This window comes from Limnohabitans rimovensis (SeqCode) (assembly GCF_965234775.1).
Lineage (GTDB): Bacteria > Pseudomonadota > Gammaproteobacteria > Burkholderiales > Burkholderiaceae_C > Limnohabitans > Limnohabitans rimovensis.
On record NZ_OZ248566.1, the window covers coordinates 409,524 to 428,617 of the forward strand.

The 19,094-nt window shown below is 56.3% G+C and carries 19 protein-coding genes; 10 read left to right on the plus strand and 9 right to left on the minus strand.

The window, feature by feature from the left end; genetic code table 11:
- Window positions 1-20: 20 nt before the first annotated feature.
- Genes AC8GFZ_RS10820 through AC8GFZ_RS10845 form a run of 6 tightly spaced genes read right to left on the minus strand, consistent with a single transcriptional unit; the run spans window position 21 to window position 3,789 of the window.
- A complete protein-coding gene (locus AC8GFZ_RS10820; RefSeq protein ID WP_506644891.1) occupies window positions 21-482 on the minus strand; it encodes a surface-adhesin E family protein in 462 nt (153 codons plus the stop codon).
- Window positions 460-843, minus strand: coding sequence for a lactoylglutathione lyase (gene gloA, locus AC8GFZ_RS10825; RefSeq protein ID WP_506644892.1), 384 nt, complete (start codon window positions 841-843; stop codon window positions 460-462). Before gloA ends, AC8GFZ_RS10820 begins: the two co-directional genes overlap by 23 nt.
- On the minus strand, window positions 840-1,418 hold the full coding sequence (locus AC8GFZ_RS10830; RefSeq protein WP_506644893.1) for a PaaI family thioesterase: 579 nt from the start codon (window positions 1,416-1,418) through the stop codon (window positions 840-842). Before AC8GFZ_RS10830 ends, gloA begins: the two co-directional genes overlap by 4 nt.
- A 9-nt stretch (window positions 1,419-1,427) precedes the next feature.
- A complete protein-coding gene (locus AC8GFZ_RS10835) occupies window positions 1,428-2,213 on the minus strand; it encodes an enoyl-CoA hydratase/isomerase family protein (protein ID WP_506644894.1) in 786 nt (261 codons plus the stop codon).
- A complete protein-coding gene (locus AC8GFZ_RS10840; protein ID WP_506645113.1) occupies window positions 2,210-2,839 on the minus strand; it encodes a 2-dehydro-3-deoxy-6-phosphogalactonate aldolase in 630 nt (209 codons plus the stop codon). The genes AC8GFZ_RS10835 and AC8GFZ_RS10840 overlap by 4 nt, the downstream gene beginning before the upstream one ends.
- Complete coding sequence (locus AC8GFZ_RS10845; RefSeq protein WP_506644895.1) at window positions 2,839-3,789, minus strand: 2-dehydro-3-deoxygalactonokinase; 951 nt, start codon at window positions 3,787-3,789, stop codon at window positions 2,839-2,841. Before AC8GFZ_RS10845 ends, AC8GFZ_RS10840 begins: the two co-directional genes overlap by 1 nt.
- A gap of 174 nt (window positions 3,790-3,963) precedes the next feature.
- On the opposite strand from AC8GFZ_RS10845, the gene denD reads away from it, so the two are divergent.
- Window positions 3,964-4,971, plus strand: a complete 1,008-nt coding sequence (gene denD, locus AC8GFZ_RS10850) for a D-erythronate dehydrogenase (RefSeq protein ID WP_506644896.1) — start codon at window positions 3,964-3,966, stop codon at window positions 4,969-4,971.
- 5 nt (window positions 4,972-4,976) lie between these two features.
- Here denD and AC8GFZ_RS10855 read toward each other — a convergent pair whose 3' ends face one another.
- Window positions 4,977-6,713: an IlvD/Edd family dehydratase gene (locus tag AC8GFZ_RS10855; protein WP_506644897.1), complete on the minus strand. Its 1,737-nt coding sequence runs from the start codon at window positions 6,711-6,713 to the stop codon at window positions 4,977-4,979.
- A 75-nt stretch (window positions 6,714-6,788) separates the two neighbouring features.
- Between AC8GFZ_RS10855 and AC8GFZ_RS10860 the strand changes: the two genes are divergently transcribed.
- The 7 genes from AC8GFZ_RS10860 (at window position 6,789) to AC8GFZ_RS10890 (ending at window position 13,380) form a co-directional block, all read left to right on the plus strand.
- Window positions 6,789-7,736, plus strand: a complete 948-nt coding sequence (locus tag AC8GFZ_RS10860) for a 2-hydroxyacid dehydrogenase (protein ID WP_506644898.1) — start codon at window positions 6,789-6,791, stop codon at window positions 7,734-7,736.
- A gap of 65 nt (window positions 7,737-7,801) precedes the next feature.
- Window positions 7,802-8,581, plus strand: coding sequence for a FadR/GntR family transcriptional regulator (locus tag AC8GFZ_RS10865; protein ID WP_506644899.1), 780 nt, complete (start codon window positions 7,802-7,804; stop codon window positions 8,579-8,581).
- 36 nt (window positions 8,582-8,617) lie between these two features.
- A complete protein-coding gene (locus tag AC8GFZ_RS10870) occupies window positions 8,618-9,994 on the plus strand; it encodes an ABC transporter substrate-binding protein (RefSeq protein ID WP_506644900.1) in 1,377 nt (458 codons plus the stop codon).
- Window positions 9,995-10,059: 65 nt separating this feature from the next.
- Window positions 10,060-10,917 (plus strand): carbohydrate ABC transporter permease, encoded by an 858-nt coding sequence (locus tag AC8GFZ_RS10875; protein ID WP_506644901.1) that lies wholly within the window; start codon window positions 10,060-10,062, stop codon window positions 10,915-10,917.
- Window positions 10,918-10,927: 10 nt separating this feature from the next.
- Window positions 10,928-11,779 (plus strand): carbohydrate ABC transporter permease, encoded by an 852-nt coding sequence (locus AC8GFZ_RS10880; RefSeq protein ID WP_506644902.1) that lies wholly within the window; start codon window positions 10,928-10,930, stop codon window positions 11,777-11,779.
- Window positions 11,780-11,789: 10 nt separating this feature from the next.
- Entirely contained in the window at window positions 11,790-12,860 is a 1,071-nt protein-coding gene (locus AC8GFZ_RS10885; protein ID WP_506644903.1) for an ABC transporter ATP-binding protein, read from the plus strand.
- On the plus strand, window positions 12,823-13,380 hold the full coding sequence (locus AC8GFZ_RS10890) for a gluconokinase (RefSeq protein ID WP_506644904.1): 558 nt from the start codon (window positions 12,823-12,825) through the stop codon (window positions 13,378-13,380). Before AC8GFZ_RS10885 ends, AC8GFZ_RS10890 begins: the two co-directional genes overlap by 38 nt.
- A 49-nt stretch (window positions 13,381-13,429) precedes the next feature.
- Here the strand turns inward: AC8GFZ_RS10890 and AC8GFZ_RS10895 are convergent, their stop codons facing one another.
- Window positions 13,430-15,184: a DEAD/DEAH box helicase gene (locus tag AC8GFZ_RS10895; RefSeq protein WP_506644905.1), complete on the minus strand. Its 1,755-nt coding sequence runs from the start codon at window positions 15,182-15,184 to the stop codon at window positions 13,430-13,432.
- A gap of 259 nt (window positions 15,185-15,443) precedes the next feature.
- Here AC8GFZ_RS10895 and ettA point away from each other — a divergent pair, with 259 nt between their 5' ends.
- Window positions 15,444-17,105, plus strand: a complete 1,662-nt coding sequence (gene ettA / locus AC8GFZ_RS10900) for an energy-dependent translational throttle protein EttA (protein WP_506644906.1) — start codon at window positions 15,444-15,446, stop codon at window positions 17,103-17,105.
- Here the strand turns inward: ettA and AC8GFZ_RS10905 are convergent.
- The gene (locus AC8GFZ_RS10905; RefSeq protein ID WP_506644907.1) at window positions 17,098-18,087 is read right to left on the minus strand and encodes a P1 family peptidase; all 990 of its coding nucleotides are present in this window, start codon (window positions 18,085-18,087) and stop codon (window positions 17,098-17,100) included. The two genes, ettA and AC8GFZ_RS10905, sit on opposite strands and share 8 nt — an antisense overlap.
- Before the next feature lie 323 nt (window positions 18,088-18,410).
- On the opposite strand from AC8GFZ_RS10905, the gene AC8GFZ_RS10910 reads away from it, so the two are divergent.
- Window positions 18,411-19,055, plus strand: coding sequence for a response regulator (locus AC8GFZ_RS10910; protein WP_506644908.1), 645 nt, complete (start codon window positions 18,411-18,413; stop codon window positions 19,053-19,055).
- Window positions 19,056-19,094: the final 39 nt, after the last annotated feature.

Here is a 19,094-nt window from a genome sequence, read left to right on the forward strand (position 1 = left end):
TTGGCGCAGACCTGGCCAGGTCAATACTTAGACGTGTAAATTTTGTATCCGCGCTTCATTTGCTGGCGACAGCCGGCAAATTGAATGCTGCGAAACATGCTGCCCACTTTGGTGACTTCCCAAGCGCCGGTATCACTGCGCAGGGTTTGTGAATAGCCGCTTTGCGACTGCCCCGAATAACCGACCAATTTGAGCAAGCGCACTTTTTCATCTTTGCAATCGATCTCAATGAGCATCATCATGGATTGGGCGCCATATACATTGGGCGAAGGGTAGTTTTGTAGTACCCAGACGCGGCGATAGCCATTGACGGTTTCAACGTTCTCGGCATCCACAAAAAAACCAACCCCGTCTTGTAGGCCCATGGAAGTCCAGGCCGCTTGTGCAGGCATAACCCCGAGCAGCGCGCACAGTAGCAAGAGGTGGGCAAAAAAGCGTTGGCACATGGCGATCAAAACTTCAGGGGTGCTGAACCAGCTCAATTTTGTAGCCATCTGGGTCCACGACAAAGGCGATCACCCGGGTTCCGCCGGCCACGGGGCCGGGCTCTCGGGTGATTTGCCCACCTTGGGCACGGATCCGCTCACAAGTGGCATACACATCGCTCACACCCAAAGCTAAATGGCCAAAAGCGGTGCCCATTTCATACTGGTGCACGCCGTGGTTATAGGTGAGCTCGATCTCGGCATGCTCAGGATTGCTGCCGTAGCCCACAAAGGCCAATGAATACTTTTGTTCTGGTCGCTCGGTGGTGCGCAACAGGGTCATGCCCAGCACCCGGGTGTAGAAATCGATCGCGCGTTGCAAGTCGGTGACGCGCAACATGGTGTGTAACAGTCTCATCGGGGTGTGCTTTCAGGCAGGTCAAAAATCAAACAAGTACAGGTGGCATGGGCGTACAGGCAGCCATCGGGGCCCAGCAATTGGCTTTGGGCTGTGGCCAATTGTCTTCCACAGTGCACCACTTCAGCCACGGCTTGAACCCGCTCCACACTCAAAGGTATCGACCTGACCAACTGAAGGTTGAGCTGGCTGGTCGTGTATCCGCGACCCGCTGGCAGCATGGTGTGCACAGCGCAGCCCAGGGCTGAGTCCAAAATCGTGGCGTACCAGCCCCCATGGACGGTACCCATGGGGTTCAGATGGCTGTTTTGGGGGCGACCCTGAAAAATCACCTTGCCCAGACTGGCTTGGACGATACAAAAATTCTGGTTCGCACCGATGGGGGCCGGTGGGGTGCGGCCCTCCAACATGCCTGTGATGGCTTCTAAGCCCGTTTGACCGCGCCAAATGTCCCCAGCTTGCATGGCTGCTGGTGGCGCGTGGCGTCGGACTTCTTGTTCCAGTTCTAGCCAATTTTCCAGCACCACCTGTGCGGCTTGGGCGTCGAGCTTGTTGCGAAGCGGGGAGTGGTTCATGTCAAGCCCTTATCGTCCTTGAAACACGGGTTTGCGTCGCTCTTGCATGGCCAGCCGGCCTTCCGCAAAGTCGGCGCTGCTTTGACTGCTGGCCTCGCGGGCTTGTATCGCGGCGATGTCTGGCATGCCTTCGGCCACATCGAGCAAGGATTGCTTGGTGGCCTGAACGGCCCCGGGTGCCAATCCCAACACTTGTTGCACCAATTGATGCAGATGATCCTCAAATTGGGATTCACTGACCAAAGCATGGAACATTCCGCATGCTTGCAGTTGCTCAAAGGGCATGGCCGTGCCCAACAAAAAAGCCCGCTGACTCAGGCTAAGCCCCATTTTCTGAATATAGCGTTGTAAACCACTGGCGTAGTAGTGCAACCCTATGGCGCAGGCAGGCATTCGCCACGCCATGCCCTGTTGCGCCAGCACAAGGTCACAGGCCAGCACCAGATCGGTGGCGCCACCATATACGCTGCCATTGAGCGCACAGATGGTGATGGGCCGCAGGCGGGCCAGTGCATCTGGCACGGTTTGAAAAAAGTTGGGTGCCGATGTATCCCCATCCAGACCGGCCACGTGGTAGCCAGCACTGAACACGGGGTGCGGCATGTCTTGGGTATGTGCGCGCAAAACCACAACGCGGATGTCTGGGTTGGCATTGATGGCCTCAAATTGATCCAACAAGGTGCTCAGGTCTTGGTTGTTCAAACTGTTGCGCAAAGCAGGGCGCTGCAAGGTGATGGTGGCCACGCCTGCAGCGACCTGCAAACTCGGTGCGTCATTCAAAGGGGGGATATTCATTTCAAATCTGTCCATGCCTGGCGAAACCGCAGGGCTTGATGGTGCACTGCATCAGAGCTCATGCCGGGCTTGAACAGTGCTGAGCCAATGCCAAACCCTTTCGCCCCAGCGCTGCGATAGGCGGCCATGTTCTCTGGGTTGATGCCCCCGACAGGGAACAAAGGCGTGTGGGCTGGCAACACTGCACACCATGCTTTGAGCACGGCGGGTTGAACCATTTCAGCTGGGAACACCTTGAGCCCATCGGCCTGGCAGCGCAAAGCGGCGAAGGCTTCCGAAGGTGTGGCCACGCCGGGCAAGGCGATCATTCCCAGTCTTTTGGCTTCAGCGACCACCAAGGGGTCAAAGTGCGGGCTGACGATGAGTTGACCGCCAGCGGCATGGACATCGCGCACCTGCTGCACATCCATGACAGTACCCGCTCCGATCAAGCACTGACCCAGCCGCGCTCGCAGGGCCGCAATGCTCTGCAAAGGTTTGGGTGAATTCAATGGCACCTCAATCATGCACCAGCCCGCATCGACCAAGGCATGTCCCACTTGCAGGGCTTGATCGGGTTCTATGCCACGCAAAATCGCGATCAAGGGCAATTGCGCCATGGCGCTGGGCAAGTCAGGGGTGTTCATCATGCAGAGATGCTACCAAGGGTGTGGCGAGTCAAGTGGCTTGCCAGGCATTGCAAGCCTTGCCAGGTGGCATCGTCACCCAAGGTTTGACAGCTGAACCCGCGCAAGGCCAAAGCGCGTTGATAGCGTCTTTGCAAAGTGGGATTGGCCACCACCACCAGGGGCCCCTTCAGCAGATGGGCTTGGGCACGCAACTCTTCGCCAATCAACAAGCCCGACAGGTAGGCCAAGCCTTGCGTGGGCTTGAGTCGATCCATCAAAGCCAAGGTGCGCACAGAAAAAAGCGTGTGCAAAAGGCTGGCCCCGGTGAACGCGAGCGCAACGCCTTGATCAAACAATCGTTCATCCCCCTCATCCGCTGACGATGGGTCAGACTGGGGCGCGCTCAGCGTTCGTTCCAAGATGGAGTGCTGCTTCAGCAGGGCAAAGCATTCTCCTGTCATGAAGGTTTGAAAGTGCATCACGCTGTGGTTTTCCACCATCACCCACTTGCTGTGGGTGCCCGGCAAGATCACCGTGGCGTCAGCACAGCCCAACAGTTGCAGCGCCCCCAGCACTTGGGTTTCCTCGCCGCGCATCACATCGGGGGCATGCGACAGTTCGCAAGAAATGCCTGGGACCAATGCCACTTTGTTGGGCACCACCCAAACCAAATGTTGGGTCAGGTTTTGTAGTGGTCTGGGGCAAGCCATGTATGGGGCGAGCTGCCAACCTTGGGCGCTTCCGGCCATGCCGCAGATGAGGGTCAGGGCTTGGGAGTGAGCCATCCAATCACCACAAAAATGGTCCAACGCGTTGGCAAATCCCCCCGGTGCGATTTGCAAAATACCTTGATCGCTGTGCCGCTGCGAGACGATTTTTCCATCGGCAATCAGCGCGGCTCGCAACGCACTCGTGCCCCAATCCACGGCAATCAAGGTCGGGTGGTGAATGGTTTCGCTTGGGGGCATGAAGGGTCTCCCCATGGGCAGGGTTTGGGCAGATGTGGATAGGGTGCTGGGATAAAGTGAGTATAGAAGTGATGTGTTTTGAGGGTTTGCTCTCGGGCCTGGCCAGTCCAGCCCTGAAATAATGTGCCACACGGTCCAGCAGCGTAAAGCCTTTCAGGACGATAAGGAGACAACATGAAAATTTTGATCACAGGCGGCGGCGGTTTTTTGGGCGCACGCTTGGCGCGGACCTTATTGGCCACAGGTCAATTGGATGGCAAAGCGGTCAGCGGCTTGATGCTCACCGATCAGCAAGCCCCACCTACCGATTTGGTGGCCCAGTCCAATGTGCACGTGCGCACGGGGCCGCTGCTCGCACAAGTGGCTGATTTGGCAGCATGGCAGCCCGATGCCGTTTTCCATTTGGCCTCTGCGGTGTCTGGCGAATGTGAAGATGATTTTGATTTGGGCTTGCGCTCCAATATCGACTCTACCCGCGCGTTGTTGGATGCTTTTCGGCATGCCAAGCACGCACCGCGGTTTGTTTTTTCCAGTTCTGTGGCGGTGTATGGCCCCGATGCGGGTCACCATTGGCCGGGTGTGGTCAGCGACGACACCTTGCCCACCCCGCAGACCTCTTACGGCATCCACAAGCTCATTTGCGAGCATTTGGTCAGCGATTACACCCGCAAAGGTTATATCGATGGCCGCAGTGCCCGCTTGATGACGGTCACCGTGCGCCCAGGGCGACCCAATGGAGCGGCGTCATCTTTTTTCAGCGGCATCATCCGCGAGCCTTTGGCGGGTGAGCTTTCTATTTGCCCCGTGGATGCCAGCGTGTCTCACCCGGTGGCATCGCCGGGAAAAACCATTGAGGGTTTGATCAAGGTCTTTGAAGCCACTCGCGAAGCCTATAGGGGACGCACGGCCATGAACTTGCCTGGCTTGAACATCACGGTGGCCCAGATGTTGGATGCTTTGGAGGCCGTGGCGGGGCCAGAGGTTCGGGCCCGTGTGCGCTTTGAGCGCAACGCACAAATTGCCGGCATTGTGGCCAACTGGAGCCAGGGCGCCACAGCACAGCGGGCCGCTGATTTGGGTTTGATGCCCGACGCGGACTTTCAGACCATCATCCGTCAATACATCGCCGATTGCGAGCTGGCTGGCTTGGGTGCCAGCGCGCTCAAGGGTTTCAGACGCTGAGCGCTTCAGTGGTTGTCGCGGGGCACAAAAGCACCACGATGGCCACGCAAAAAGTCCAGATCGGCACCTTCGTCGGCTTGCAGCACGTGGTCAATATAGAGTTTCCAGTAACCTGAGTTGAGCCGGGGCTCGGGGGCTTTCCACAGGGCACGGCGCTGCGCCAACACCGCTTCGCTCACATGCAGTTGCAGCAAGCGCTTGGGCACGTCCAGTTCAATGATGTCGCCGTTTTCCACCAAAGCCAAAACACCGCCAGCGGCGGCCTCAGGTGCCGTGTGCAACACCACCGTGCCGTAGGCTGTGCCACTCATGCGCGCATCGCTGATGCGCACCATGTCGGTGATGCCCTTGCGCAAAATTTTCGGTGGCAATGGCATGTTGCCCACTTCGGCCATGCCAGGATAGCCTTTGGGGCCGCAGTTCTTTAACACCAAAATGCAGCTCTCATCGACGTCCAGGTTTTCGTCATCGATGCGCTGGTGAAAGTCTTCAATGTTTTCAAACACCACGGCCCGCCCTTTGTGCACCAGCAAAGCCGGCGTGGCTGCACTCGGCTTGATGACCGCACCTCTGGGGGCCAAATTGCCGCGCAGCACTGCAATACCTGCTTTGTCTTTGAAGGGGGCCGCAAAGGGCTTGATCACACGCGGGTCGTGGTTTTGCGCGCTGGCGATGTTTTCAGCCACGGTGTGGCCGCTGGCGGTGAGCAGGTCTTTGTGCAGCAGGTGTTCGATTTCTTTCATCACCACCGGCAGCCCGCCGGCATAGCAAAAATCTTCCATCAGGTGATCGCCTGAGGGTTGCAAATTGACCAAGCAGGGCAGGTCGCTGGCCAGGCGATCAAAGTCCTCCAGTGTGAGGGTGATGCCCAGGCGTCCAGCCATGGCAATCAGGTGGATCACCGCATTGGTGGAGCCGCCGATCGCAGCCAAAGTTTTGATCGCGTTTTCAAAAGCTTCGCGGGTCAAAATCTGAGAAATTTTGTGATCGCTGTGCACCATTTCCACTATGCGCCGACCCGCCATGCGGGCCAACACATTGCGACGGCCGTCGACCGCGGGGTAGGCGGCATTGCCAGGCAGGCCCAGACCCAAGGCTTCCACCATGCTGGCCATGGTGGAAGCGGTTCCCATGGTCATGCAGTGCCCATGGCTGCGGTGCATGCAGCTTTCGGCTTCTAAAAATTCGGCCAATTTCAAAGTGCCTGCTCGCACTTGTTCACTCATGCTCCACACGCCTGTGCCCGAGCCCAACTCTTGACCACGCCACTTGCCGTTGAGCATCGGCCCGCCACTGACCCCAATGGTGGGCAGGTCCGCACTGGCCGCACCCATGATGAGGGCTGGGGTGGTTTTGTCGCAGCCCATGAGCAACACCACGCCGTCCATGGGGTTGCCACGGATGCTTTCTTCCACGTCCATGCTGCTGAGGTTGCGGTAGAGCATGGCGGTCGGGCGCAACATCACTTCACCCAGCGACATGACCGGAAACTCCAGCGGAAATCCGCCTGCCTCATACACCCCGATCTTGACTTGCTCGGCGATGGTTCTGAAGTGCGAGTTGCAGGGGGTCAACTCACTGAAAGTATTGCAAATGCCAATCACGGGTCGGCCATCGAATTGATCGTGGGGGATGCCCTTGCCCTTGAGCCAACTGCGATAGGCAAACCCATCGCGATCTTGGCGCCCGAACCATTGTTGGCTGCGCAGTTCTTCCGGCTTTTTGCGAGGTGAAGTGGTCATCTGGGTCTCCGTGGTGCTGGGTTTTGGGCATCGTTATCGTATGATGTTAGCTCGAAATTCACTCTGGAGCTATCCATGGGCACCCCTGAAATCTTGTGCGTATCAAAACTTCCCCCGTTCTTGATGAGCGATTTACAAGACCATTTCCAAATCCACGACCATGAGCACATCACCGACCCAGGGGCCTTGGGCCGGATTCGGGCCATCGTGGGTGGGGGCGAGTCCAAAATTGACAAAAAATTGCTCAGCTTGTTTCCTGCTGTGGAAATGGTCTCGATTTTTGGCGTGGGTTATGACGGCGTCGACATCCCCACCATCCAAGAGCGCGGCATCCGCGTCAGCCACACGCCCGGGGTTCTCAATGACGATGTGGCTGATTTGGCACTGGGTCTGATGTTGTCGGTGGCGCGTCGCATTCCGCAAGCACATCAATTTGTGCGCACTGGTGATTGGGTGGACGGGCCCTTTCCACTGGCTCGCAAGTTGACGGGTGCTCGATTGGGTTTGGTGGGCATTGGGCGCATTGGGCAAGCGATTGCCAAACGCGCAGCCGCTTTTGACATGAGCATTGCATACACATCGCGCAACGAACACCCCGATTTGCCATTCACCTATTACCCCAGTCCCAAGGCCTTGGCGGCTCAGGTGGATTTTCTGGTGGCCATCACCCCTGGGGGCGATGGCACGCGTGGACTGATCAATGCCGAGGTGTTGGCCGCCTTGGGCCCCAAAGGTTTCTTGATCAACGTGGCCCGTGGTTCTGTGGTGGATCAACCCGCCTTGATCCAGGCCCTCAAATCCAAATCCATCGCCGGTGCGGGCTTGGATGTCTATATCGACGAACCCAGGGTGGTGCCCGAGCTGCGGGCTTTGGACAATGTCGTCCTCACCCCCCACATGGCCAGCGGCACCATGGAAACGCGGCGTGCCATGGCCAATTTGGCATTGATGAATCTGCAGGCACATTTCTCAAATCAACCCTTGCTCACCCCCATCCCAGAGTGCCCGCCTCCTCGGGAATAAGCGCAAACCCGTTCAGGGTTTTCATGGGTGTCTGCGTTCAGCCAATGGTCATACGATAAGAACCTATGCACTCATTGCGCCTGATCTCTCCCACGCGGATCCCCGTTAAGAATGCCCACGCCAGCACCGTTGAGGCACTTGGAAAAAGCATTGTGGCGGGCCAATATCCTGTGGGAACCAGTCTGCCGCCAGAGCCCCAGTTGTGCGAGAACTTTGGGGTCAGCCGAACCGTGGTTCGCGAGTCCATCAAGTCGCTGGTCGCCAAGGGCTTGATCGTCACAGGACCCAAGCTGGGAACACGCGTTTTGTCGGAGGACCAGTGGAATTGGTTTGATCCCGATGTGGTGTCTTGGTTGTCTCAAAAACGATTGAGTGCTGATTTTTTGCGCGATTTGCAAGAGTTGCGACGGATTGTGGAGCCGGCTGCCATTCGATTGGCCGCTGAGCGCGCAACGACACAAGAGCTCACTTCCATTGAAGTGGCCTTTTCTGGGATGAAAAATGCCGTTGAAAACGGGGGCGATTACGTCACCCACGACCTGCGCTTTCACCAGGGTTTGTTGCAGGCCTCTGGCAACCGCATGTTGGTGCAAATGAGCAAAGTGTTGGGCGCATTGCTTCGCACCAGTTTTGAAATTTCCACAGCCAAGAAGAATGGCCCGGCCGAATCTTTGTCCATGCACAGAGAAGTGCTGGATGCCGTGATCGCTCGAGAACCCGATCGCGCCGAAGCCGCCATATTGCATTTGATCGACGGGGCCAAGCAAGACATTGATTTGGTCTTGTCTTCGCGCCGACGAATTCCCTACATTGGGCGCCCCGCATCCCCTTTGCGGGCGCTCTGATGATTTCCACCACTTCCATATAAAAGGAGACAAAGCATGAAAATGAAAAAAATGTGGGCTGCTGCCATGGTGGCCGCAGGCATGATGGCGGCATCCCCGGCCATGTCACAAGAAAAACTGAATGTTTTTTGGGTCAAAGGCTTTTACAAGGCTGAAGATGATGCGCTTTATGCGGCCATCAAAAAATTCGAAGCCAAGTACAAAAATGTCAAGGTCGAGTTGTCGCAATATCCGATTCAAGACATGATTCCAAAGACCGTTGCGGCTTTGGACTCGGGCACCCCACCAGATGTGGCCTATGCCGACGTGTATGACTTTCAAGTGACGGCTTCCTGGGCCTACGATGGCAAGCTCGAGGACATCAGCAGCGTGATCAACCCGATCCGTGCGCGTTTCGCTGGCAACACCATTGAAACCACCTTTTTGCTGAACAACAAAGAAAATAAACGCGCTTATTACGCCTTCCCCATCAAGCAGCAGACCATGCACATCCAGTACTGGGCTGACATGTTGAGCGATGCGGGCTTCAAGGACACAGATATTCCCACCAACTGGAAAGATTACTGGGAATTTTGGTGCGGCAAGGTCCAAGCGGCACACCGACAAAAAACAGGGCAGCGCAGCTTTGGCATCGGCCAACCCATGGGCGTTGATTCCAGCGACTCGTTCTTTTCTTTCTTGACCTTCATGGATGCTCACAACGTCAAGTTGGTCAGTGACTCGGGCAAATTGCTGGTCGACGATCCTGATGTGCGCAAGGGACTGATCGCTGCCATGACCGACTACACCGCTGTTTATGGTCGCGGTTGCACGCCACCTTCTTCGACCAGCTGGAAGGACCCGGACAACAACGTTGCGTTTCACAACAAAACCACGGTGATGACCCACAATGCCACCATTTCCATCGCGGCCAAATGGTTGGACGACATGAACAACGCGGCGCTCACCCCTGAGCAGCGCGCGACCGCCACCAAAAACTACAAAGAGTTGGTGAAAACAGCGGGCTTTCCGAACAAACCCGACGGCTCCAAAATGGTTTATCGCGCGGCGATCAAAACCGGTGTGATTTTCAAGGACGCTAAAAATAAGGCCCGTGCCAAGGACTTCGTCAGCTTTTTGCTGCAAGAAGAAAACCTGACCCCTTATGTGGAAGGCTCTTTGGGTCGCTGGTTCCCGGTGACCAAAGTGGGCCAACAAAGCAAGTTTTGGCAGGACGATGTCCATCGCAAAGCGGTCTATACCCAGTTCATGAACGGGACCAGCCCCTTTGAGTTCACCAAAAACTTCAGGTTCACCCAGCTCAACAACGAAAACGTTTGGGCCAAGGCGATGAACCGCGTGTTGAACGAAAAAGTGCCGGTGGAAAAAGCCGTTGATGAGATGATTGATCGCATCAAGACGGTCGCCCGCTGATGGCCAGATGACAAAAACGGGGCCCAATTCAAGCTTGGGCCCCGTCCTTTTGGTTCAATTGCGATATGTCTGATTCCCTCGCTCTGACACCTGCTGCGCCATCCACACTTACCCAATGGGAGCGTGCTGGCCGGTGGATGTTGGTGCCTTACTTATTGATTTTTTTCTTGTTTGTGCTGTACCCCGTTTGCTACGGGTTGTGGTTGGCACGCCATCCAGAAAGTTACGTCAAGCTGTTTGACGACCCTATTTTTTTCCGCACGGCTGTGAACACCTTGGTTTTTTTGGTGGTGGCCATCAATGTCAAGATGGCCATGGCCATGGTGTTATCGGGTTTCTTTTTGCACAAAAGATGGTGGATCAAGGCCCTGTCACTTTTGTTCATCTTGCCCTGGGCCCTGCCGTCGATCCCCACCATTTTGTCGGTGCGTTTCATGCTCAACCCCGAGTGGGGTGTGATCAATACACAAATTTTTCAACTCACCGGTCTAGATGGCCCGAATTGGCTCAACGACACCACCTTGGCCTTGTCCTTTTCCATGGTCATGCACATCTGGAAATCCTTGCCTTTTTGGACCTTGATCTTGCTGGCAGGTCGCATGTCCATTCCCGCTGAGCAATACGAGGCTGCCTCGGTGGATGGTGCCAGTTCTTGGCAGAAATTCAGGTTCATCACCTGGCCTTCGATGCGGACCCTGTATTTGACTTCCACGATTTTGTCGATGATTTGGACATTGGGCGACTTCAATTCTGTTTATTTGCTCACCGGTGGTGGTCCCGCAGATTTGACCCATGTGCTGGCCACATTGGGCATTCGCTACCTGAGATTGGACCAAGTGGACTTGGCCATGGCCTCGATTGTGGTGGCGTTGCCCTTGGTCTTGCCCTTGGTGTTTTTCATGATGAAGCGTTTGTCCAAATGAAGGCCTATCCATGAAAACCTGGACTTGGCGCAATACCTTGACCGAGGCCAAGCTGCTGTTGATTGGTATCCCCCTGTTTTTGTGGACCATGATTCCGGTTTATCACTTGGTGCTGTTTTCTATTTCGCCCCGGGACTCGGCGACGTCGGGTCGGCTGTGGCCCAAAGAGCCCACGTTGCAAAACTTCAACTTTGTGTTTTATCAAAAGCATTTTTACCTGGATTATTTTTGGATTCAGTTGGGTAACTCGGTGTTGATTGCGACAGCGGTGGCATTTATCACTTTGGTGATTTCCACCTTTGCCGCTTTTGCCATCAGCCGTTTGCGCGTGCAAGGAGGCAGGACAGTGCTGAACATGGCCTTGTTCACCTACTTCATACCGGCTGCTTTTTTGGCCGTGCCGATGTACAAAACCATGGGCGTTTACGGTTTGCTCAACAGCCAGTGGGCTTTGATTTTGGCCATGGTCACCATCGCCTCTCCGTATTGCATTTGGGTTCTCAAGCAAGCCTCAGACAAGTTGCCTTATGAACTGGATGAGGCGGCACGCATGGATGGCGCATCTCCCATGCAATTGTTTCGCTTGGTTTATTTGCCGTTGATGGTGCCGTCTTTGGTGGCAGTGGGCACCTATTCTTTGCTGTTGGCTTGGAACGAATACCTGTATGCTTTTTTGCTGCTGTCGCGCGACGACACCGTGACCTTGGCCGTGGCGCTGGGAAATTTCTTATCTGCCGACGATTCGCCTTGGGAGTTGCTGATGGCCACGGGCTTGGTGTATGCCTTGCCACCAGCGGCAATTTATTACACTTTTAAGCGCTACATGGTTTCGGGCCTGACTGCAGGCGCCGTTAAATCCTGAAAGAGACGACATGGCCCATATTTCTTTTCGCGACATCAAAAAATCATTTGGCCCGGTGGATGTCATCCATGGCATCAGCTTTGATATCCATGATGGTGAGTTTGTGGTGTTGGTGGGTCCCTCGGGTTGCGGTAAATCTACCTTGTTGCGCATGTTGGCTGGCTTGGAAGACATCAATGCGGGTGAAATCGCCATCGATGACCGGGTGATCAACGACTTGGACTCCAAGGATCGGGACATTGCCATGGTGTTTCAAAGCTACGCTTTGTATCCCCATATGACGGTGTATGACAACATGGCGTTCAGCTTGAAGTTGCGCAAAGCGCCCGAAACCTTGATCCGGGAGCGGGTGCTCAATGCCGCCAAAATCTTGAGCCTAGACAGCTTGTTGCAACGCCAACCGCGTGAGTTGTCCGGCGGTCAACGCCAGCGTGTGGCCATGGGCCGAGCGATTGTGCGCGACCCCAAAGTGTTTTTGTTCGACGAGCCCTTATCCAACCTGGATGCAAAGTTGAGGGTTGCCATGCGAGCCGAAATCAAGGCCTTGCACCAGCGGCTCAGAACCACCACGGTTTACGTCACGCACGACCAAATTGAAGCCATGACCATGGCCGACCGCATCGTGGTCATGCGTGACGGCATCATTGAGCAAATTGGTACCCCGCTGGAATTGTTTGACCATCCGTGTAATTTGTTCGTGGCCCAGTTCATTGGGTCCCCGGCCATGAATGTCTTGCCGGGTCAGGCTGTGTACGATCAAGGCCAGTGGGATGTTTTGGTGAATGGGCAGCGCTGGCCTGCGCCGGCCCTGGCCGGTTTGAAGGCCGGTCAAGCGGTCCATTATGGTTTCCGGCCCACCGATTTAAAACTGTCTGCCAACGGCGAAGGTGTTCAAGCGGAGGTGACCTTGGTCGAACCCACTGGCTCTGAAACCGAGCTGATGTTGCGCTGCGGTGAGCACAATTTGGTGATGGTGATTCATGGCCGTACCTCGGTTCAAAGCGGCGACCAAGTCCATTTGCTCATGGATGCAGCGCGCGCCCATGTGTTTGACAGTGCCAGCGAGCAGCGCATTGCCTGAGTCAAGCATGGTGGTGGTGGTCATGGGTGTGAGCGGTTGTGGCAAAACCACCATCGCATCCTCTTTGGCCCAGACCTTGGGCTGGGCCTTTATCGAAGGCGATGCATTTCATCCCCCCGAAAACGTTCATCGCATGGCACACGGCATTGCGCTCACGGATGCCGATCGCGCCTTGTGGTTGGAGCGTTTGGCTTTGGAGCTGAAAGATCAGTCTCGTGTCAATTCAGGTGTGGTGCTGGCTTGCTCCGCCTTGAAAAAATCTTATCGAGACGTCTTGAGGAGCGGTTGGCCGAATGCACTTTTTTTGTATTTGCATGGCAGCGCCGATTTGATTGGTCAACGCTTGACTGCCCGCAAAGGGCATTACATGCCCAGCAGTTTGTTGCAAAGTCAATTTGAAACCCTGGAGCCGCCTGGGCAAACAGAGCGCGCTTGGCGCTACGACATTGGCCAGTCTCCACAAGCCATCGTGGACGATGTGCTCAAGCGAATGGGCAACGACACCACGCAATTCGCGTGAGTGAAGGCCCCTCAACCGGGTGCCTGCACTCTGGGACAGTAGATGTGAATTAGCGCGGAAATCCGCCGCCACGACCGCCGCCGCCGCCCCCGGAGCGACCACCACCGCCGCCACCACCAAATCCACCTTTGCGTGGGCCCCCAGGGCGACCACTGTTGTTGCGTTGACCACCGCCCCGATTGCGCTCGGTCATCAGGTCCACGCTGGTGCGGGTAGGGTCGGGTTGGCGCATCGCGCTGTTTTGGTTTTTATGACCAAAGGCATTGACACCACTTTGGGTGCCCAAATGCGCATTGGCGCGCGGTTGGAAATCGTCGGGCTCCGCGCCACCTTCTGATGGGTTGTGGTGAGGGGCTTGTGCATGCGGGGCATCACGCACCATCATGGGGTCACGTGGTGGGCGGTCATCACGGTATCGGTTGCGGCCCTGGCCTTGTCCCCCATTGGGGCGCGGTGGTTTGGCGCCGGGGGTGCGCACCTGGCCATTGGGGCGTGGCGTGGCCCGTTGGCCTTGACTGGCTTTGCCATCGCGCATGCGCTGCATCATTTCGGAGCGCGCGGCTTTGGCGGCCGCCGCCATCACATCGCGGCTGGGGGGTTGACCCAAACCGCCCCACAGGGTTTGACGCCCCATGGCAATGGGTTCGGCGACTTCATTTTCCTCAGGCCCAAAGCCTTCAATGGCTTGGACGGGTACCGCTTGCCCAGTGAAGCGCTCGATGTCGCGCATGAACCCTTGTTCATCCAGAGAGACCAAACTGACGGCCTCACCCGTGGCGCCGGCTCGGCCGGTGCGGCCAATCCGGTGCACATAGTCTTCGCTGATGTTGGGAATGTCGTAATTGACCACGTGGGGCAATTCGTCGATGTCGATGCCCCGCGCTGCAATGTCGGTGGCCACCAGGGCTCGGATGTCGCCAGATTTGAAGCCAGCCAAAGCTTGGGTGCGTGCGGTTTGGCTTTTGTTGCCATGCAAGGCCATGGCCGTGATGCCATGCTTGTTCAAAAATTCGGCCACGTTGTTGGCACCAAATTTGGTCCGGGTGAAGACCAGCACCTGGCTCCATGCATGCGCCTCAATGATGTGGGCGAGCAAAGCCTTTTTCTTGCCGCGACCCACCGGGTGCACCACTTGGGTGATGCTCTCCACCGTGGTGTTGCTGGGCGTGACTTGGATGCTTTGTGGGTTGCGAAGCAAGCCATTGGCCAAATCGCGAATCTCTTCGCTGAACGTGGCAGAGAAAAGCAGGCTTTGCTTTTCGCGCGGCACCAGGGCCAGGATTTTTTTGACATCGTGCACAAATCCCATGTCGAGCATGCGATCGGCTTCATCCAAAACCAATATTTGAACCGTCGACAAGTCCAGAAAGCCTTGTTGCTGCAGGTCCAACAACCGCCCGGGGGTGGCGACCAAGATGTCCACGCCGTTGCGCAGGCGGTCAATTTGGGGGTTCATGCCAACACCGCCAAAAATCACGGCTGAGGTCAGTTGCAAGTATTTCCCATAAACACGCACAGACTCTTCGACCTGAGCCGCCAGTTCGCGGGTAGGGGTGAGCACCAGGGCACGGATACCAAAAACACCGTGCTTATTGGGGGTGCTGCGGCTCATGGCCAATTTGTGCAGCATGGGCAAGGTGAAAGCAGCGGTTTTGCCTGTGCCCGTCTGGGCGCCAGCCAGCAGGTCTTGTCCATCCAAAACAGCCGGTATGGCTTGGGCTTGAATGGGGGTGGGGGTTTCGTAGCCTTGCTCGCGCACGGCTTTCAAAATGGCCGGAGCCAGTTTCAGATCGTCAAAGTTCATGATGGAGCGCCGTCTCGGGCGCGGGAGTTCGGCCTGATCCGCTGTTTGCAACAGCAGCCAGTCATCGGCCAACAGGGTTCACAGGTGGGCTGTAAAGCTAAATGCAGTGTGCCTAGCTCAGCCCCAGCAGAAGCGCTGGTGTTGCACCAACTGGAGGATGCAACGTGATCGATTGTCGCATGATTTGATTTGCCTTGGCCGGGCCAGCGCTCAGGGCTGATAATCACTGGTTTTCAACCGCGTTCCAAGGATATTTCGCATGGCCCAGTATGTTTTCACCATGAAACGCGTCGGCAAAATCGTGCCACCCAAGCGGCACATCCTCAAGGACATTTCGCTGAGCTTTTTCCCGGGCGCCAAGATTGGTGTGTTGGGTCTCAACGGTTCAGGCAAGTCCACCTTGCTGAAAATCATGGCGGGTGTGGACACCGAGATCGAGGGCGAAGCCCAACCCATGGCAGGCTTGAAAATTGGCTATTTGCCGCAAGAGCCTAAGCTGGACCCGCAAAGCACGGTTCGGCAGGCGGTTGAAGGGGGCATGGGTGAGGTGCTGGCGGCGAAAAACCGGTTGGAAGAAATTTATGCCGCTTATGCAGAGCCCGATGCGGACTTTGACAAGTTGGCGGCTGAGCAAGGCGAGTTAGAGGCGATCATTGCCACCGCAGGCAGCGACAGCGAACACCAGTTGGAGATTGCCGCGGACGCCTTGCGCCTGCCGCCTTGGGACGCCGTGATTCAAAACCTGTCAGGCGGCGAAAAGCGCCGCGTGGCCTTGTGCCAATTATTGCTCTCCCGTCCCGACATGTTGTTGCTGGATGAACCCACCAACCACTTGGACGCCGAATCGGTGGATTGGCTGGAGCAATTTTTGGCGCGTTTTTCTGGCACCGTGGTGGCCATCACCCACGACAGGTACTTTTTGGACAATGCCGCTGAATGGATTTTGGAACTCGACCGAGGCCACGGCATTCCCTACAAAGGCAACTACACCACCTGGTTGGAACAAAAGCAAGACCGCTTAGAGAAAGAGCAAAAGGGCGAGGAAGCCCGTGCCAAGGCCTTGAAAAAGGAACTCGATTGGGTCCGTCAAAACCCCAAGGGCCGTCAAGCCAAAAGCAAGGCGCGCATTGCTCGCTTTGAAGAGTTGTCAGATTTCGAATACCAAAAACGCAACGAAACCCAGGAAATTTTCATCCCGGTGGCCGAGCGTTTGGGCAATGAAGTGTTTGAGTTCACCCATGTCAGCAAATCCTTTGGTGACCGTTTGCTCATCGACGACCTGAGCTTCAAGGTCCCGGCCGGTGCCATCGTCGGCATCATTGGCCCCAACGGGGCCGGCAAATCCACCTTGTTTCGGATGATCGCGGGCAAAGAACAACCCGACAGTGGCACGATCAAGATCGGCTCCACCGTCAAAATGGCCTTTGTCGATCAAACGCGCGACGACCTGTCCAACGAAAAAACGGTTTGGGAAGATGTTTCGGGTGGCTTGGACATCCTGACCGTGGGCAAATTTGAGATGGCCAGCCGCGCGTACTGTGGCCGCTTCAATTTCAACGGCGGTGACCAACAAAAGCGTGTGGGCACCCTGTCGGGCGGTGAACGTGGCCGGCTGCACTTGGCCAAAACCTTGATCGCCGGTGGCAATGTGTTGCTGTTGGACGAACCCTCAAACGACTTGGACGTGGAAACCTTGCGCGCTTTGGAGGATGCCCTCCTGGAGTTTGCTGGCAGCGTGATGGTGATCAGCCATGACCGTTGGTTCTTGGACCGCATTGCCACACACATCCTGGCTTGCGAAGGGGATTCGCACTGGACTTTCTTTGACGGCAACTACCAAGAGTACGAAGCCGATAAGAAGAAGCGCCTGGGCGAGGAGGGTGCCAAGCCCAAGCGGGTGCGCTACAAAGCCCTCACTTGAGGTCTCGTGCGCTGGGCCACCATTCACCACTGGTCAGGCGCAAACTTTCAGCACTGGCCACAGCGCTGAGTACCGCCAGAGCGGTTACTTCTGTGGCCAGGGTTGACAACAGCATCATGTCCGCGGGCACCCCACTTTTACCGGTAGCCAAAGCAAACAGCGTGTCACCATCCCAGGGGGTGTGAACGGGTCGAATGGTTTGGGCCAAACCGTTGTGACCCATTTGGGCCAGTCGATGGGCTTGGCTTTTGCTCAAAACGGCATCGGTGGCCAGCACGCCGATGGTGGTGTTCCCCCCTGTGGAAAGTGCGCCCGTGGATGCGCCCTGGACCAGGCTGTTGACCGTGTCTTGAAGTGTCAGCCCTGAAGCTGTGGTTCTGGCACCGGCAAGGATGCGCCCATTCTTTGGGTTCACCACATCGCCCAAGGCATTGACCACCACCAAAGCGGCCACGGTCACGCCCCCCACGGTCAATGCAGCGCTGCCAATGCCCCCTTTCATCGCCAGGTGGGGCCCAAAAACTTTGCCGACTGTGGCGCCTGAACCCGCGCCCACATTACCCAGGCTCACCGGAGCCGAGCTGGCCGCTTCACAGGCCATCCAGCCGCTCGTGAGGTCGGGACGGATGCGGGGTTCTCCCACGCCCAGGTCAAAAATCACGGCAGCCGGCACGATGGGGACGCGAACAGGCCCCACCGGGAAACCATGGCCATGTTGCTCCAACCATTTCATGACCCCGGATGCCGCATCCAAGCCAAAGGCGCTCCCCCCTGAAAGCAAAACCGCGTGTACATGGGGCACGGTGTTGTGGGGGGCCAGCAAATCGGTTTCTCGCGTGCCAGGGGCGGCACCTCGGACTTCGACCCCGCCCACCGTGCCATCGGGGCAAATCACAACGGTGCAACCCGTGGGTCGCTCACCCAAACTGTGGTGCCCTACCAACACACCTTGAAGTCGGGTCAGCGTTGAGTTGTGTGTCATGTGGGCGTTTGCGGCAGGTGATGATTAGAAAGACTGATATGCGTAGATTTCAACACAAGGTGCCAGCCTTTCCCATCGACTAACAATGCAGATGCAGACGGGTCATGGCTCGGTGAGAAGGTTTTTACACGGCACCCAGAATAAATGTTACATTCAGTTACAAATAAGCGGGTTTCACCAGCGAACCGCCTGGGACTGGCCTTGGGAGTCAAGTGGATGTGTGGAGGGAATTCATAAATAAAGAGTTTATTAATAATTTTATTTATTAAGTTAATACTTTATAATGAATTCTCAATTTCAATTTAACCTCAAAGGGGCAACTCATGAGTAACAAGATCACTTTTGATGCAGGCAGTGAATATTGCGGCACCAGTTACGCCGCCAAGATGTTGGACCTGTCCGTGGGCACGGTTCAATCGCTGGTCGAAAAAGGTGAATTGGTGGCATGGAAAACCCAAGGCGGCCACCGGCGCATCTCCATCCAATCGGTGAGAGATTTCCAACGCCGCAACAACTACATCTCCAAGTCCCATTTGGTTTCAGGCCAAAGGCTGAAGGTGATGGTGGTCGAAGACGAAGACCTCACGCGCCAGATGCTGAGTGATCACTTTCAACAATGGGACTTGCCCTTGGACCCGAGCTTTTTCAGTTCGGCCATGACAGCACTGCTCGATTGGCCGCAGTTGCAACCCCAAGTGCTGATCACCGATTTGCGCATGCCGGGATTGGATGGGTTTGAGCTGATCCGCACATTGCACGATCACCCCCGCTATGCCCAAATGGTGGTGGTGGTGGTCACCGCTCTGTCGCCACAAGAGATCGCTGCAGAGGGTGGCATGCCAGAAGGCGTTCAATTGATGCACAAACCCATCGACATGGGTTGGCTCAAGGGTTATTTGAATGCATTGGTCAGCATGGGACAAATGGCCAAGCGGCAGGACGAATTGGTTCGCATGCGCGACATGTGAGTCCGACACGGGGCATCGGCTGTGCAGGGGTTTCACCCA